This window comes from Arcticibacterium sp. SM2516 (genome assembly GCF_057914865.1).
Window position 1 is genome coordinate 264575 of record NZ_CP195290.1, and the last position, 14773, is coordinate 279347.

At 37.4% G+C, this 14773-nt stretch carries 12 protein-coding genes; 3 read left to right on the forward strand and 9 right to left on the reverse strand.

What is annotated here, in order from left to right:
* Positions 1 to 48 precede the first annotated feature (48 nt).
* The 7 genes from ACSBFT_RS01145 to ACSBFT_RS01175 all read right to left on the reverse strand — a co-directional run bounded on the left by ACSBFT_RS01145 (position 49) and on the right by ACSBFT_RS01175 (position 6006).
* The gene (locus ACSBFT_RS01145; protein ID WP_489602981.1) at positions 49 to 342 is read right to left on the reverse strand and encodes a LytR/AlgR family response regulator transcription factor; all 294 of its coding nucleotides are present in this window, start codon (positions 340 to 342) and stop codon (positions 49 to 51) included.
* A gap of 93 nt (positions 343 to 435) precedes the next feature.
* On the reverse strand, positions 436 to 1281 hold the full coding sequence (locus tag ACSBFT_RS01150; RefSeq protein ID WP_489602982.1) for a LytR/AlgR family response regulator transcription factor: 846 nt from the start codon (positions 1279 to 1281) through the stop codon (positions 436 to 438).
* A gap of 9 nt (positions 1282 to 1290) precedes the next feature.
* Positions 1291 to 2925: a sensor histidine kinase gene (locus ACSBFT_RS01155; RefSeq protein WP_489602984.1), complete on the reverse strand. Its 1635-nt coding sequence runs from the start codon at positions 2923 to 2925 to the stop codon at positions 1291 to 1293.
* Between the two features lie 188 nt (positions 2926 to 3113).
* The gene (locus tag ACSBFT_RS01160) at positions 3114 to 4283 is read right to left on the reverse strand and encodes a two-component regulator propeller domain-containing protein (protein ID WP_489602985.1); all 1170 of its coding nucleotides are present in this window, start codon (positions 4281 to 4283) and stop codon (positions 3114 to 3116) included.
* Between the two features lie 76 nt (positions 4284 to 4359).
* Entirely contained in the window at positions 4360 to 4668 is a 309-nt protein-coding gene (locus tag ACSBFT_RS01165) for a LytR/AlgR family response regulator transcription factor (protein ID WP_463044311.1), read from the reverse strand.
* Positions 4669 to 4871: 203 nt separating this feature from the next.
* A complete protein-coding gene (locus ACSBFT_RS01170) occupies positions 4872 to 5693 on the reverse strand; it encodes a hypothetical protein (protein WP_489602987.1) in 822 nt (273 codons plus the stop codon).
* A gap of 10 nt (positions 5694 to 5703) precedes the next feature.
* Entirely contained in the window at positions 5704 to 6006 is a 303-nt protein-coding gene (locus ACSBFT_RS01175) for a LytR/AlgR family response regulator transcription factor (protein WP_463044313.1), read from the reverse strand.
* Between the two features lie 177 nt (positions 6007 to 6183).
* Between ACSBFT_RS01175 and ACSBFT_RS01180 the strand changes: the two genes are divergently transcribed.
* Both ACSBFT_RS01180 and ACSBFT_RS01185 read left to right on the forward strand, forming a co-directional pair.
* Positions 6184 to 7482 carry a hypothetical protein gene (locus ACSBFT_RS01180; protein ID WP_489602990.1) on the forward strand — a complete coding sequence of 433 codons (1299 nt, stop codon included), beginning with the start codon at positions 6184 to 6186 and terminating at the stop codon, positions 7480 to 7482.
* Positions 7483 to 7544: 62 nt separating this feature from the next.
* Complete coding sequence (locus tag ACSBFT_RS01185) at positions 7545 to 9056, forward strand: carboxylesterase/lipase family protein (RefSeq protein WP_489602991.1); 1512 nt, start codon at positions 7545 to 7547, stop codon at positions 9054 to 9056.
* A 35-nt stretch (positions 9057 to 9091) separates the two neighbouring features.
* Here the strand turns inward: ACSBFT_RS01185 and ACSBFT_RS01190 are convergent, their stop codons facing one another.
* Entirely contained in the window at positions 9092 to 12352 is a 3261-nt protein-coding gene (locus ACSBFT_RS01190; RefSeq protein WP_489602992.1) for a serine hydrolase domain-containing protein, read from the reverse strand.
* A gap of 132 nt (positions 12353 to 12484) precedes the next feature.
* Here ACSBFT_RS01190 and ACSBFT_RS01195 point away from each other — a divergent pair, with 132 nt between their 5' ends.
* Positions 12485 to 13132, forward strand: coding sequence for a hypothetical protein (locus tag ACSBFT_RS01195; protein WP_489602994.1), 648 nt, complete (start codon positions 12485 to 12487; stop codon positions 13130 to 13132).
* Between the two features lie 78 nt (positions 13133 to 13210).
* Here the strand turns inward: ACSBFT_RS01195 and ACSBFT_RS01200 are convergent, their stop codons facing one another.
* The gene (locus ACSBFT_RS01200; protein WP_489602995.1) at positions 13211 to 14755 is read right to left on the reverse strand and encodes a SusD/RagB family nutrient-binding outer membrane lipoprotein; all 1545 of its coding nucleotides are present in this window, start codon (positions 14753 to 14755) and stop codon (positions 13211 to 13213) included.
* Positions 14756 to 14773: the final 18 nt, after the last annotated feature.

The following is a 14773-nucleotide window of genomic DNA, read 5'->3' on the forward strand; positions in this document are numbered from 1 at the left end:
TGTGTTTGGTCTAAAAAGGGTTTTATAAAGAAGCTTTCGGAAAGTTATTTAGGCCGTTCTCCTCCTCCGAGCCACAGGAAGCCTAAGCCCATCTTTCATGTGTATTTCATGGGGGCTTTTATTTTTTATGTGGCGGCTGTTAACTAAAAAGCTACGGTGAATTCTGATGAATTGGCGGGAAGGCTGTAGGACTTCTTCTAGACGTTTAAGAGTATAACTGATAGTCTGTTTTGACCCGTTTAGGTAGTGAATGTTGGTATAGTTTACATCAGCCTCCAGATAATTTATTTCGGAAAGATTATCGAGAGCGTTTTGTAAGATTTTAGTAGTCGTTTTATTCATGCTAAATTGTGGTTTAATCGAAGCACAATTTGGAAGAATATCCGCAATCCGTCAAGGATAAAATAACAGCTGGTCAGTATTTTAAATAGCTGGTTAAATAAGATTAATAAGTTGACTTATTTTCTTAAGTACGCTCTGTTTAGGAACGAAAAGTTGAGCATTGTCGAGCTTACTTTTAAGCAATTGTCCACCTCTTCTACTTGCGTTTATTTTGACATTATTGTTGAGGCAGACTTCTTTGCTGCTGTGATTATAATGCTGTAGGTAATCTAGGTTTAAGGACACGGAGTGGCTTATAGAAAAGAAATGGTGATCAGCCTCAAGTAAGCTTTTGTAAAATCCTAAATTCTTGAAAGCTTTAAAGCATTTGCCATCTTTAAGATAGATTTCACACATAATGCCGTCGGCTATTAAGTGCGTAATATCCGCAATAGGAATTATTCGTAAACCTCCTTTGGCAAGGTGTACGGTGAGTTTGTTGACTTTGTTTTCTATATTTTCCACTATCTCCAATAAACTTTCTATCCGTGGGTCATTTTCAAGTTTACTGGCAAGGGTCTTATTGTTGGTAACCTTAGTGAGCCTATCCATGCCTATTTTGAATTTCTCCTCGTCCAGTGGTTTTGTTAAAAAATATAGGGCGGAGTAATTCAATGCTTTGGTGGAATAGTCATAGGTAGGGTGTCCTGTGATAAAGATGATTTCGAAGTCGATATGTGTGTGCTTTTGTTTGTATTTTTTTAAAATGTCGAAACTGGTACCATGACCTAGTTCAATATCTAAAAGCAAGGCCTCAGGTTTTTCTCTGTCTAAGCATTCTAAAATGGCGGTTTCCTTATAAAAAGGCCCCAGTATTTCTATTTCCGGGTAGTGCTTTACCAGCGTTTTGCATATGACTTCTGCGAACTCTTGGGAATCTTCTGCTATTAAAATTTTCATAGTGGTGGTTTATTCTTTGTAGTCAATGGTTAGTGCTATTGTGGTGCCGTCTTTAGCTGAATGAATGGCAAGGTCAATGTTATAGTCCAGTTCATTAAGGATGGCAATTCTCTTTTTAACCAATTCAGTGCCTCTTGATTTATAGGCTCTTAGTTTTACTTTTTGGATTTCCTTGGCCTCTTCTATTCCTACGCCATTATCGCGTATAATTACTTTCAAACAATCTTCTCCACAGGGAATAAATTCTATGGACAAGGCACCTTTTTCGTTTTTATACAAAAGGCCATGTTTTATGGCATTTTCTATGAAAGGTTGCAATAGCATTGGAGGCACTTGATAATTTGGGATGTCTAGGGAAGGGTGCGTTATGATTTCATATTCAAATTTCTTCTGGTATTGCAATAGCTCAAAATCCAAGTACATTTTCAGAAGCTCTATTTCCTTTTCTAAGGGTATTTCCATAGAAATTAAAGAGCCTTCATCTGCCTCAGGGATAAGAGAGGCTTCCAAGAAATTTCTAATGAGGTTAGAGAGTTTGATAAGGTTACTATTGGCAAGTGCTGTATGCTGATTCAAAATCATGTTTTGAATGGTTCCAAGCACATTGAAAATAAAGTGAGGGTTCATCTGTGCCTGGCTGGTTTGAACTTGCAGCATCCGTACTTTTTGTTCCTGTCGCTTAATATGCACAAGTTGATTTCTTAGGGTTTGTTTTTGTTTTCTGCCCAGATAAATCAGAAAAAGCAAAAGCAGCATGAAAAAACTTCCGATAAGAATGACGAGCTTATGAAAGTCTGGCGACTTGTAAAAGGGAATATTTACTTTAAAAAAAATGGAAGTCTCAGGGTGTTTGGTAGAGCTAGAAAGTCCTCTTTTACTTCTAACAATTATCTGATGCGTGCCGTTACTAAGATTTGGTATGGTAAGAAGATTACTTTCGCTCCATTCAGACCAACTATTTATTATTCCTGGGATTTTGAAGCTAAACTGCGGATTGAAACTCTTGTCGGTTCCTACAGCTTCTACTCTTATGCTTAAGGTGTTTTTATTTTTCGTTAAATCGAATACGGAATTCGAATTTTGAAAGGGTATCGGGGCACCATTTAAGGCTCGAATAAACACTTTTGACTCGCCACTTTTTAATTCAAGTTTCTTTGTATCCAAGAAGCTTAAAACACTGCCGGAAGTAATCCAAATTCTGTTCTTAGAGTCTTTGAAAAAACCTGCCTGGCCTGGTTCTTCCCCTATAAAACCATTATTATAATTAAAGGAGAATACTTCCGTTTTTTTGAGGTTTTGTGTGTTGATGATGTAAAGGTTTCTATTGTCTCCAACCATCAAGTTCTCGGAATTGTATTCACCCAAGAAATAAGAGGGGCCATCTAAAATGTTTTTGAAAGCTCTTTCAAAAGTTTTTGATTTGGCATTGAATAGGTAAAGACCATTAAAGAATGTTCCTGCCCATATCCTTCCTTTTGAGTCTTGAATAAGCTCCGCAATTCTGATGTCTTTGTTGGTGTCGAAGTTGTAATATTCAAAAGTTTTCTTGTCAGGAAAATATCTACAAATATCTTTTCCTCCAAACCAATAGTTATGTTCTTGGTCCACCATAGTGCAAAGGATAATAGCATTGTTTTTAAACATTACTGTGGTATCTTCTATAGCGTAATAAGTAAATGGTTTCTTATTTTCTATGGCTATGGAACCGCCTATACCAGCGGCAATTATCTTATTCCTAAACGGGTCTTCGGCTAGATAGAAAAAATTCGCCTTATAAGGTTTTATGTTTTTTTTCTGGTTGGAAAAGAAATCATAAGCTCCGATTTCCTTAATTAGGCTCCACTAAAATTAGGGAACCAAAGCTTCCCTTGATAGTCTCTTAGCGAACGGTAATACCAGTTGTTCAAAGAATTAGTACTTATACTATTATTAGAGAGTTCTTCATATTTATTAATCGCATACTTTTGATAATCTTTCAGGAAAACTAATTTGTTTTCATCCCACTTTTGTAAGTCATAGCCGTAGCTAGAGATATAAATTCCTCCTTTTTCATCCTCTATAACAGACCAAGCATAGGGGACTTCAGACTCTTTAAAATATTTGAAACCGTTAACAAATACACAGAAAAGCCCTTTTTCTGTTCCGAAATATATTCTTCCCTTTTTGGTTTTATAATTCGTGATGCTTCCATAAGAACCGTAGAAGTCTGAAATTTTCGTGTATTTTCTACTGTTTTCTTCTAAGAGGAATGTTTGAGAGTTATGACTAAACAGGAATGGATGTGTAGTGGTGTTTAATATTTTTAAGTCATTATTTTCAGATGCTAGAATAGGAATGACTTGGCTTCCTTTGAGCAAAGAATGGAAGGATTTAGCTCCTAAAGTGCCAGAAATGTAAATGTTGCTCTCTTGATAAGAAACTCCTATAATCTCATAATTAAGTTTGACTACAGTATAAAATTCTTTGGACGTATCATTAAATGCTAGCAAACTCCCATTGGAGTAAGCCATAAGTCGATTTTCTGTTTTATTATAAAATAATTTCAGGATTGTTTGCCCTATAGTATGGTTATCGGGGCAAGCATTCGTAACAAACTGGACGACGTCATCTTTTATTACGAAAACGGAATCTCTATTAACAAAGTAAATTTCTTTTTTGAATTCTACAGGGGACCTATACTCTCCTATGGTTTGAGTTTTATAGTTCTTAAAGTTGGCACCATCAAAACAGCCTATTCCAGATTTTTCATAAGTAAACCATATTCTCCCATTACTATCTTCAAACAGGTCGTTGACATAATTTCTCAACATACCATCATTATGATTGAAATTTTCAAAATTTTGACCGTCAAATTTGCTCAGACCTCCCTTATGTCCAACCCATATATAACCTCGTGAATCTTCTATAGTACTTAATATTTGTAATTGACTGAGGCCATTTTTAGTGGTGTAATGAAAGGTAGGGTAGTGTTGAGCAATAGCTACGAAATGTTGTAACGACAAGAGAGCTAACGCTAATGAACAAATGACGTATCGCCAACAAGACGATTTGTGATTTGATGAAATCATCTTCCAAAAACTAAAAAGTCATTTGAGCTTTTTTTCTTCTAGCCACCGGTAGCCTTTGGCCGTCGCTCATGAGAACCTCAAATGAATTTTTGGTTTTAATATGTTTGCAGTTCACTAAGAAGCTTCTATGGATACGGACGAAGTCTTCATTGGAAGCCAGAATTTCTTCAAACCGCTTGAGTGTATAACTAAGCGTTACTTTGTCGCCATTGGTATAATGAACGTGTGTGTAGTTAACAGAAGATTCAAAATAAGCGATACTATTTTTCAAGAGGATGGCTTTTTGGATAACTCCTTTTGGGTTCTGTGAATTAGACATAATAATAGGGGTTTATTTTTAAGTAAGATGTGGTGATAAATCAAAACTATAAAGTGTTTAAACGGTAGCATATATTTTTCGCTATCATTTCTTTCGCAAATTCGCAACCGTCGTTTTGGCTGTTTAAAGGCCGATAATTACTCGCTTTAGCGTCAAAGAAAAATACCTAATTCGTTAAAGAAAAGCGAAATGTGCTCGGATTTTTAGAAGTCAATACTGGTAGCTTTACCTTGGTAATAATTATTGTCTATGAACCAAGTGTCGCCTTCTTTTATCAATTCGTATATCTGTTCGTTTTGAACATCATAGCTGATCGTATATTTTGATTTTTCCGAATCATACCATTTCAAAAACCAATGTTCCGAAGTTTTCACTACTGCATTATTACGTTCGAGGTCAATCACCTCTAAGGAAAAAAGCTTTTGATAGGAAGGGTTTTCTTCAGGCTGACTTAAGGTTCTATGGGTGTTTTTGTTCTCTTTTAAAAGAGTGAGTATGGATTTATAGGCGGAGCCCGTTTTTAAATAGTAGCTGGATATCTCAGAACTATCAACTATAGGGAGTGACAGAAATGCCTTAAATTGGCTTTTGTTGGCACTTTTTATAACCTGGATTATTTTTTCTTTTTCAGAGCGTACTTGTAAATAGTAATAACAGAGTACAGCAGTTATGGTGACAATTAAAAAAACAGATATCATTATACGTCTCGAAAATGATTTACGCTCAGTTTTATTTACTGCAATTTCCGAAGCATAAAGCTGAAATGAATCATAGTTAAGATACCTGGAAAAAGCATTAAGGGAAGCCTCTGAATCGCCTCCCTTTGTTTTGTCAAACCTATTTACGGTGTCTCTACTGACGGTGCAATTGGTAGTCCTGCTTATTTCTGCTGCTAAGGCAGTATAAAACTTAGATCGTCGGTTGTTTTTTAAGGGGTCATAAACGCCAAAAGACGACCATTTCTCTTCCCATTCATTTTTAATCTTAGCTTCAAATTCTATTCTAAGTTTATCAATGAATTCCATTGGTTTTACATTAAGTTAAAAAATTTAGGTTCCGCTTTCTTCTCGCTATCGGTAGTCTTTGTCCGCTTCTTAAAAGCACCTCAGAATTGCTTTTAGTAGACACAAAATCGAAGTTGACAATATACCTTCTATGTATTCTAACAAAGTTGTCGGAGTTTTCTAACATCTCTTCAAACCGCTTTAAGGTATAACTGAGAATATGTTTTTGTCCATTTTTGAAATGAATTTGCGTATAATTTACATCGGCCGTGAAGTGCGTTATTTCTTCAAGGTTACCGATGATTTTTTCAACATTGGTAGATAAATAGTTCATAGATAGGTTAAATGGATTTTAGGCTAAGCGAAAAAGGATGGTTTGCTACCTTTCAATAATTCTATAAAAATCACTATTTTCAGTTATGAACCTTTAGCAAAGGTTATTCTAGCTCTTTGCAAACCTTTTGCAAATAACTTAAAACCATTAACTTGCAGCCACTTACCATAAACCACAATGAATCCAGAAAGACTTTATACCCAAAAACTAAGAGAGGCTGTCCATGATAAAATTCGAGAGAATTGGGACAAAGAGAAGCAAGTGACCTTCGCTGAAACATACGAGGGGCTGCACTCTATAAGCAATAAGGATGGATTCTATAACGAAATTAAAGACGAAATAGATGAAGCCCTTACACGGAGGTATGGCTTAGAAATGGCCAGTAGGAAAAGTGTATCTAAGGACTCTATAAGAAGGTTTTTGGATATAACTTATGATAAAACCTTCAGCGATAAAAACAAGGATGCTTTTACGGTCTATTTGGGTTATAAAGACTTCAAAGATTTTTGTCTTAAAAATAAAGTAGAAAAAAAGAAAAATATCTTAAAGGCACAAACGCTTATCCGTAAACCTTACCTGATAGTGTCTGTTTTTTTTCTCCTAACACTGATTTTACTTTACTGGAGTTATGCTGGACAAATTGAAGATTCTAAGCTAGGTTTTGTGATTGATAATGGTGACGAGATATTTCTTGAGGATGTTGTAGAGCTAGATTATGATCTAAAGGACTTGGATTATAACAGAGCTTTATTTGATATAAATGGGCAGATTGAGATAATTCAGAAAAGAGAAGGAAACTTAAAATTTAAAGTTCGGTCGCCTGGTCGGAAATATATTAGGCTTTTAGTGGATGGCAAAGCTATAATGACCAAACCTTTTTTTGTGAAAACAAGAGACTGGTGGGCAAGCGTCAATTTAAATAGGCCTATTAGTGAATATCCATTTATTCAGGATGGCATAATGAGGTTACCATTAGAGTTAGCTCCATCTCATTTGCCAGAAACCTATGGTAATTTCCAAGTCTTTAAAAACTTCAATGTGAACGCCGATGCTCTAGTTTTTGAAACTCGTGTAAAGAATTCTCCAGAAATTGGTGGGTCTTGGGCTTATGACGTAAGTCTTAATCTCTTTGGGGAAAATGGAAATCACTTAGCATTTAACCTATTAGCTCCCGATGCCATCATTTATGCTAATTTGGAGATAGCCGATACACACTTTGAAACACAAGAGGAAAGGGCACTACTGAGTAAAATGGGTGTTGATTTGTCGTATTGGAGGAATGTCAAAGTGATTTTAAAGAATCAAAACCTACAGATATTTTTAGATGAGGAAATCATTTTTGAAAGTCCATATATAGGGCAAATAGGTAGTTTATGTGGTGTTCAATATTTCATAAAGGGTAGAGGGGCTGTGGATAATATAAAAATTTCAAATCTCGACGGAAAAGTCGTTTTTGAAGACGACTTTATTAGATGATATAAGAAATCACAGATTTCAAAAATGATTTCTTCTATATTGAAGAACTTATCCTAATGCAAATGAAAATACTGAAGTTTTTACCACTGCTTTTATTGACTTTAGCCTGTCAACCTCGCGAATCCTATCTTGTTCAAACAGACAAAGGGCTTATTGAAGGTTATGAGAAAGGTGACCTAAATATTTTTAAAGGAATTCCTTTTGCTGCACCGCCCGTAGGGCTTTTAAGATGGAAAGCACCAGTGGAGCATGATCATTGGGATGATAAATTGGAATGCAAGGCGTTTTCTGCCAGCCCCATGCAGTCAGAACCAAAACCTTTTGCCATGTGGACAGAAGAGTTTATTGCACCGCCTGAACCCCTAAGCGAAGATTGTCTTTACTTAAATATTTGGGCCAAAAAATCCAAAGGAAAGAAACCCGTTTTTGTGTGGATTTACGGCGGAGGTTTTAATTCGGGTTCGGCGGCATGTGATATTTACGACGGAGAAGAATATGCCAAAAATGATGTCGTTTTTGTGAGTATAAATTATCGTGTTAATGTTTTTGGTTATTTGGCACATCCAGATTTGAGTGCCGAAAATGAAGATAAGGTTTCGGGTAATTATGGCCTTTTAGATCAAATAGCGGCTTTGAAGTGGGTACAAAGAAATATTGAATTATTTGGGGGAGACCCAGATAATATAACTATAGCAGGACAATCTGCCGGTAGTATGTCTGTGCATGCATTATTGGCTTCGCCCAAAGCAAAGGGACTATTCCATAAAGCCATTGGTCAGAGTGGAGGTCTGCTAGGATCGGATAGGGTAAAATCATTAGAAGAGGCGGAGCAAAAGGGACAAGAGCTTACTTCAAAACTCGAAGGGAAATCTATAGCCGATTTGAGAAAAATTCCTGCTCAGGAGCTTTTCCACATGGTCCGTGAAGCCGGAGGCTCATTAAATGCTCTGCTGAGCGATGGTGTTGTTTTGCCAAATGATATTAAGGGGCACTTTGAAGCAGGAAAACATAATGACGTTCCTTTTTTGGGAGGTTGGGTGGCGGCGGATGGAAAACTGTTTTCTGCTCCAGATATTACTCCAAAAGATTATTTTAATAAAGTGAAAGAAGAATTTGGGGATAATACCAATGATTATTTAAATCTCTTTCCTGGGGAAACTAAAGACCAGCTTCAAAATTCTATGAGTAAAAGAAACCTTATCAATTTTGCGGTTACGCCTGTTTCTTTACTTGCCAAGTATAATAAGAACGACGTCTATGTCTACGAGTTTACGCATGAGCCACCGTTAAAAGAGAACTTCCCAGACTATGGGGCTTTTCATACTTCTGATGTGCCTTTTACTTTACATAACCTTCATACTTGGAAAAGAAACTGGAGAGCGGAAGATTTAAAGGTAGAGCGTGCCATTTCCACTTACTGGATAAATTTTATAAAAACTGGTAACCCAAATGGAGAAGGTTTAGCGAATTGGCCTATTTATCATCAAGGAGACACGCAAGTGATAGACACAGAAATAAGCACTTCAAAGGGGGGCTTATATGAAAAAGAATTGGGATTGATTCTTTCGAAGTAAAACTTCAGAAAGAGCTTCAATCCCAAAACGTAGTTTTATTCGCCGAGTATGGTTTTGTAAATCTGGTTTCCTACCTCGGTTCTAATGTTCAATTCGCTTATTTTATTATTGTCTCTGGTAGGATAAACCCGGTTAGAAAGGAATACATAAACCATGTCATAAAGTGGGTCTATCCACGTAAATGTGCCCGTATAGCCACTATGTCCATAGCTTAAATCGGAGCCTTTCTGTGGGCCGTTGGCAATACTTTTATCTGGATGCAGTTTGTCAAAAGCGATAGCTCTTCTATTTACCACGGGGTCAAACTGGTATTTGGTACATTCCATAATCACCTCAGGCGAGATAAACTGCTTACCACCATAATAGCCGTTTTGAAGATACATCTGCATCAATTTCATAAGGTCATTGGCATTGCCAAAAAGACCTGCATGACCAGATATACCGTTTAGTAAAGCTGCACCTTCATCATGAACCCTTCCATGAATTAACGATTTCCTAAATAAAGTATCAAGTTCGGTAGGCACCAGTTGGTTAAGCTGATAAAAACGTCTAGGGTTATAGGTTAGCGAGTTGGCACCTAGGGATTTATACGTTTCTTTTAAGTATGCCTCCCAAGGTTTACCTGTCATTCTTGGAACTATTTCGGGATAGAAATAATAATGCATGTCGCTGTAAACGTAACCCTGCTCTGGCTTTACTTCAGACATTTCTATTTGCTTAAAAATGGTCTTTTTATAATCTTTATGTAGCCATAGCGTATCGGCCACTTGAACAGAATACACCTCAGATGCCGCATTAGAAAAGATGTTTGGTTTCCAAGTAATGGTTTTCATGTCTAGTAGTTTTAGCCATAAATCATTATTCCTTTGTACACTTCCCAAATAATCAATCTTCGGTAGTTCTTTCTTTTTAAATATCTTTTGGAAAAAGTTAAGCTCAGGCTCCGGTAAATAATCAAACTTTGATAATAGCTCAGGGTGTTTTATCAGTCCTTTGTTTATAGTGCCTAAAGTGTCTATAGCGTCCATCCAGAATGGTATCCAAGCCTTTAAACCAGATTTATGGGTGAGCATATCTCTAAAGGTTAAGTTTTCCTTATTGGTGCCTTTGAACTCCTCGTAATATTGTCCGAAAGGAGCATCTAAATCAAATTTCCCCTCGGTCATAAGTTGCATAACTGCCAAAGCTGACGTGCTTATTTTGGTAACCGAAGCCAGTCCATATAAGTCTGTCAACTGTACAGAACCCTCCAGTTTTTGTGCATCTGCGTTTCCAATAAGCATTGGCGAACCTATCTGGCTATTAGGCTCGAAAGGATCATAGTTACTATCCATAACGTCTTTATTCCCTTTTTCAAAAACTTTCGTTTTTTCAACTTTAATACCTGATTCGCCATCTTCAAAAGTATGGAAGCCTATAGCCTTTCTGTATATCACTCTGCCATTTTTAGCGACCTGCATGACCGCTCCTGGGTATGCTTTTTGGTTTAGTCCATGGTAAATAACCGAGTCAATTCTAGCGTTTAAAATTTCTGAGTTAAGGCCTACTTGTTCTGGAATACCATAAGCCAACCTTTTCAGCGTGGCAGGGTATAGGCCAAGCTGATAAGGGAAGTTTTCGTTGACTGTTACAGGCAAGTGACCCAGAAAAGGAATAGCTCCAAAAATGGCCTGTGTGGCGGCCTCTTCCATATATGGAGTGAGTTGGTTGGCCACCACTATCGCTTTGGCTTTTTCTAAGTCCTTTATTTTATCTAAAGCAAAAGGATTACCAAATACCACAACAGTGGCCTTTGAAGCATTATCCAAAAGTGCACTTAAGGCTTTCTGATTGCCTTCATTTACGCCATAATTGCTATAAGGTCTAATGCTTTGCAAGTGCATCCCTATCACCAATTGGTCGTAATCTTTTGTTCTGTTTTTTATGGTACTAATAAGAGCTTCAGAAGGATTTTCAGGCATATTGAAGAAGTCAATATCCGTATAATTTCTAGCCATCTTCTGGAAACTAGTAGTAGTAGGGTCGTCCAATGAAACAAATGCTATTTTGTTCTGAAGGTTTAAAATAGGCAATGTCATGTTCTCATTTTTCACCAAAGTGATGGTTTTTTCTGCCAACGCTCTATTGATATAATCTGAGTTTGTGGTGTTCAGATCTTGAATAAGATTTTTGATTTTAGTAGGCTTGTAATGATCTAAACCCACCCACGACTTGGCTTTCAAGATCTTTAAAACCCTTTGGTTCAAAATTTCTTCTGTCAGTTCACCAGAAGCTAAGGCATTTTTAATGGCATTTACTGCGGTAGGAACATCTACAAAAGTCTCCAAAATGTCATTCCCAGCCAGAATTGCCTGCACCAAAGCGGTTCCGTTTGGGAAATGTTTTGTGATGCCTTGCATATCCATGGCATCCGTGAATGTCAATCCTTCAAAACCAAGGTCTTCTTTAAGTACGCCAGTGATGATTTTTGGTGAAAGCGTGGCTGCTAAATTTGGTGTATCGTCTAAAGCTGGGATACTTAAATGTGCGGTCATGACTCCAGAAAGACCACTGTTTATCATGTTTTTGAAAGGAAACAGTTCTATGTCATTTAATCTTGCTCTGTTATGAGGGATTATGGGCAGGTCATAATGTGAGTCTACACCTGTATCGCCATGGCCAGGAAAGTGCTTAGCTGTGGCTATAACGTGCTCACTTTGTAGCCCCTTCATGTAAGCGGTAGCTTTTCGGGTAACATCTAGTTTATCTTCCCCAAACGAGCGGAAGTTGATAACAGGATTATTTGGGTTTACATTAACATCAGCCACAGGGCCATAATTTACATGTACGCCTAATCTCTTGCATTGTAATGCAATTTCCTTTCCCATGGCTTCTATAAGGTCTGTGCCGCCATCCATAGCTCCTAAAGATAGTTGATACGGAAACCTTACCGTGCTGTCAAGTCGCATGGCTAAGCCCCATTCAAAGTCCATTCCTATTAAAAGGGGGACTTTAGATATTTTCTGTAAATCGTTGATGATTTGTGCTTGTGTAGTTGGCTGGCCGGCAAACATGGCTAGACCGCCGATATGATATTGTTCCACCCAGGCTTTTAATTTTTCTGGTTCGTAACCTTGTCCAGAGAAGTTTCCTCTGGGCATAAGTAACTGACCTATTTTCTGGTCAATAGTCAAAGAATTAAAAACAGAGTCTACCCAAACACCATTATAATTGATGAGAAAATCTGGTTTTTGTTGAGCGGAAGTCCCGAATGTAACAGAGAGAAATAAGCAGAATAAAAATGCTATACGAGGCATAGTAAAATGGTTAAAATTTATAGTTCAAATTTAAGCAATTAAGGGCATTGAAACGAATAGATATTGGAATGGGTGAATTGGAATATGTATTGAAAATGTTAGTTTTGGAGATTGTTCAAAAAAATAAATCAAATGAGAAAAATATTTGCCCCTTTATTTATCCTGAGTTTGATACTAAGCTCTTGCTGGAAAAATAAAAGCCCAGAGGACTTACCTAGACTAAAAGCTGCCTTTCAAAAACAAGTGGAGACTTTTGAGAAAGATAAAAACACCACAAATGAAAATGTGACCAAAGGTTTAAGTTCATTAAGTGGTTTGCAGGCCGCTTTAGCAGACGCAAAAAATGAAGATAAGGAGTTTGCCAAGGTTTATGGTAACTGGGAAAAAGTAGATAAAAGAGTAAAGGATTTGAATAAAGAGTATGAAGATCTAAAGTCAAAAGCTGAAGGACTTTTTACGGCCATGGAAGAGCAAACGAATAGTTTGTCTGACGCTAAAAGTAAAGCAGACCTTTCAAAGGCCATTAAAACAGCTAGAGCTAAATATAACGGTACTTTGGTAAATACATCAAAGGCGATTGGCAAATTAAGGATTTTGCATACCGATGCTGTAGATGTAGTAAAAGCTTTGGAAGTGGCTGTAGCTTTGAATTCTTTTGACAATATTAACGCTCAGCTAGAAAGTATTGAAGGTAGGGTTGACGGTATCATGGAGGAGCTTAATGTAGCCGTGGAAGAAAGCAAAAAACTTTACGACCAACGCATTGAGGAATTGAATTAATGAAAGATATGCTTTCTTCTAAAAGCAAAAAAGGCTGTTTCGATATCGAAACAGCCTTTTTTGCTAAATCATTGCGGATTATTTATCCCACCACATACGGGTAGTCAATAAATCTGGACCTTGAGCGGCAACCGCTGCAGAATAACTGCTTGGATTACTTCCAGCCTCATCTTCGTAATATCTTAATCTACGAGGGATGGTACCACCAGTTACGTTATTAGGGTCTGAAGTTGGAACCAGTTCAGGATAACCAGATCTACGATAGTTAGACCACGACTCTATATGATTTAGGTAAGTGGCTGCCCAATACTGCTCGCCAATAAGCTTAAGCTTGTTAGGTGCTGTGGCAAAACCAAGACCATCAATATAAGCACTTACAGCTGCTGCAGTAGGTGTTTCTACACCAAACCAAGACCATGAATCCATAGCTGCAACCACGCCTGCATTGAAATAGGCTTCTGCATTTCCAGAAATCCATCCTTTTACAGCGGCTTCAGCTTTCATGAATTCTACTTCTGCATGAGAAATAAATGGAGTAGGGTCATCTAAATCCAAGATTTTAGGATTTGGGAAGCTATAGTCGTTATACGTACCAAAATTTGGAATGATATTCTTGATAGTCGTAGACGTATAACCATTAGGTAATCCTTTTTGAGCTGCAGGATCTGTATTCCATGTGCTGCTGTCATAGAAATTACCAACACCACCTACAATAATCATTTTTCTCGGATCATTATTGGCGTTCATCCAATCCATGAAAGTTTTAGAAATTCTTGCGTTGTCATCTCCACCACCACCAGCGGCGTTTGAGTACACTAAAGAAGTTCCGTTGTAGTTGGTGTCTCCACCATTACCTAGTACTTGAACCAAGTAAGCATTTGATGCTGTATCATCGATAGCACCACTAGTCATCGCTTCTTGGAATACCGCTTTAGCACCAGCTTCGTCTGCGTTACTCATTCTCATCGCTATTCTCATTAATAGAGCGTTCGCGAATTTTTTCCATTTAGATAGGTCACCTTGGAATAAAACATCTTGCTCTCCTAAGCCTGCTGCAGTAGCAGAAAACTCATCTCTAGCAGCTTTAATATCCGCTATTAAATACTTGTAAATGTCAGATTGCTTATCATATTCAGGAAACCAGTTTGCCTGGTCTTTTAATCCACGACCCGCCTGTAAATAAGGTACATCGCCGTAGATGTCGGTAATTCTGTGCAAATCAAAGGCTCTCATAATTTGAGCCGCAGCATGAATATTCGCCATTTCTGGAATACCAGCGGTCTTATCAACTACCTCAGTAAGGTTTTTGATAGGATTGGTGTAGTGGCTTTCCCAATATGCTCCACTGTACTGAGAGTTATAATAGTATTTATCACCACTCCAGTAACCTTGCAAAGTTGCATTATGCTGAATCATAGTGGAACTATAGATAAGATTAGTTCGCCAGCTTTCATATCTACTTCCAGCCACTCTTAATTGACTATATGCAAGTAGATATCTCATGTCAATTGTTGTCGGAGCATTTTTGTTGATGTTCAGCTCCGTTAATTTGTCCTCGTCACAAGAAGCAAATGTTAATGCCGCTAAGGTGAAAAGGGCTATTTTCTTTATGTTATTCTTCATTTTGATACTTTTTTTTGG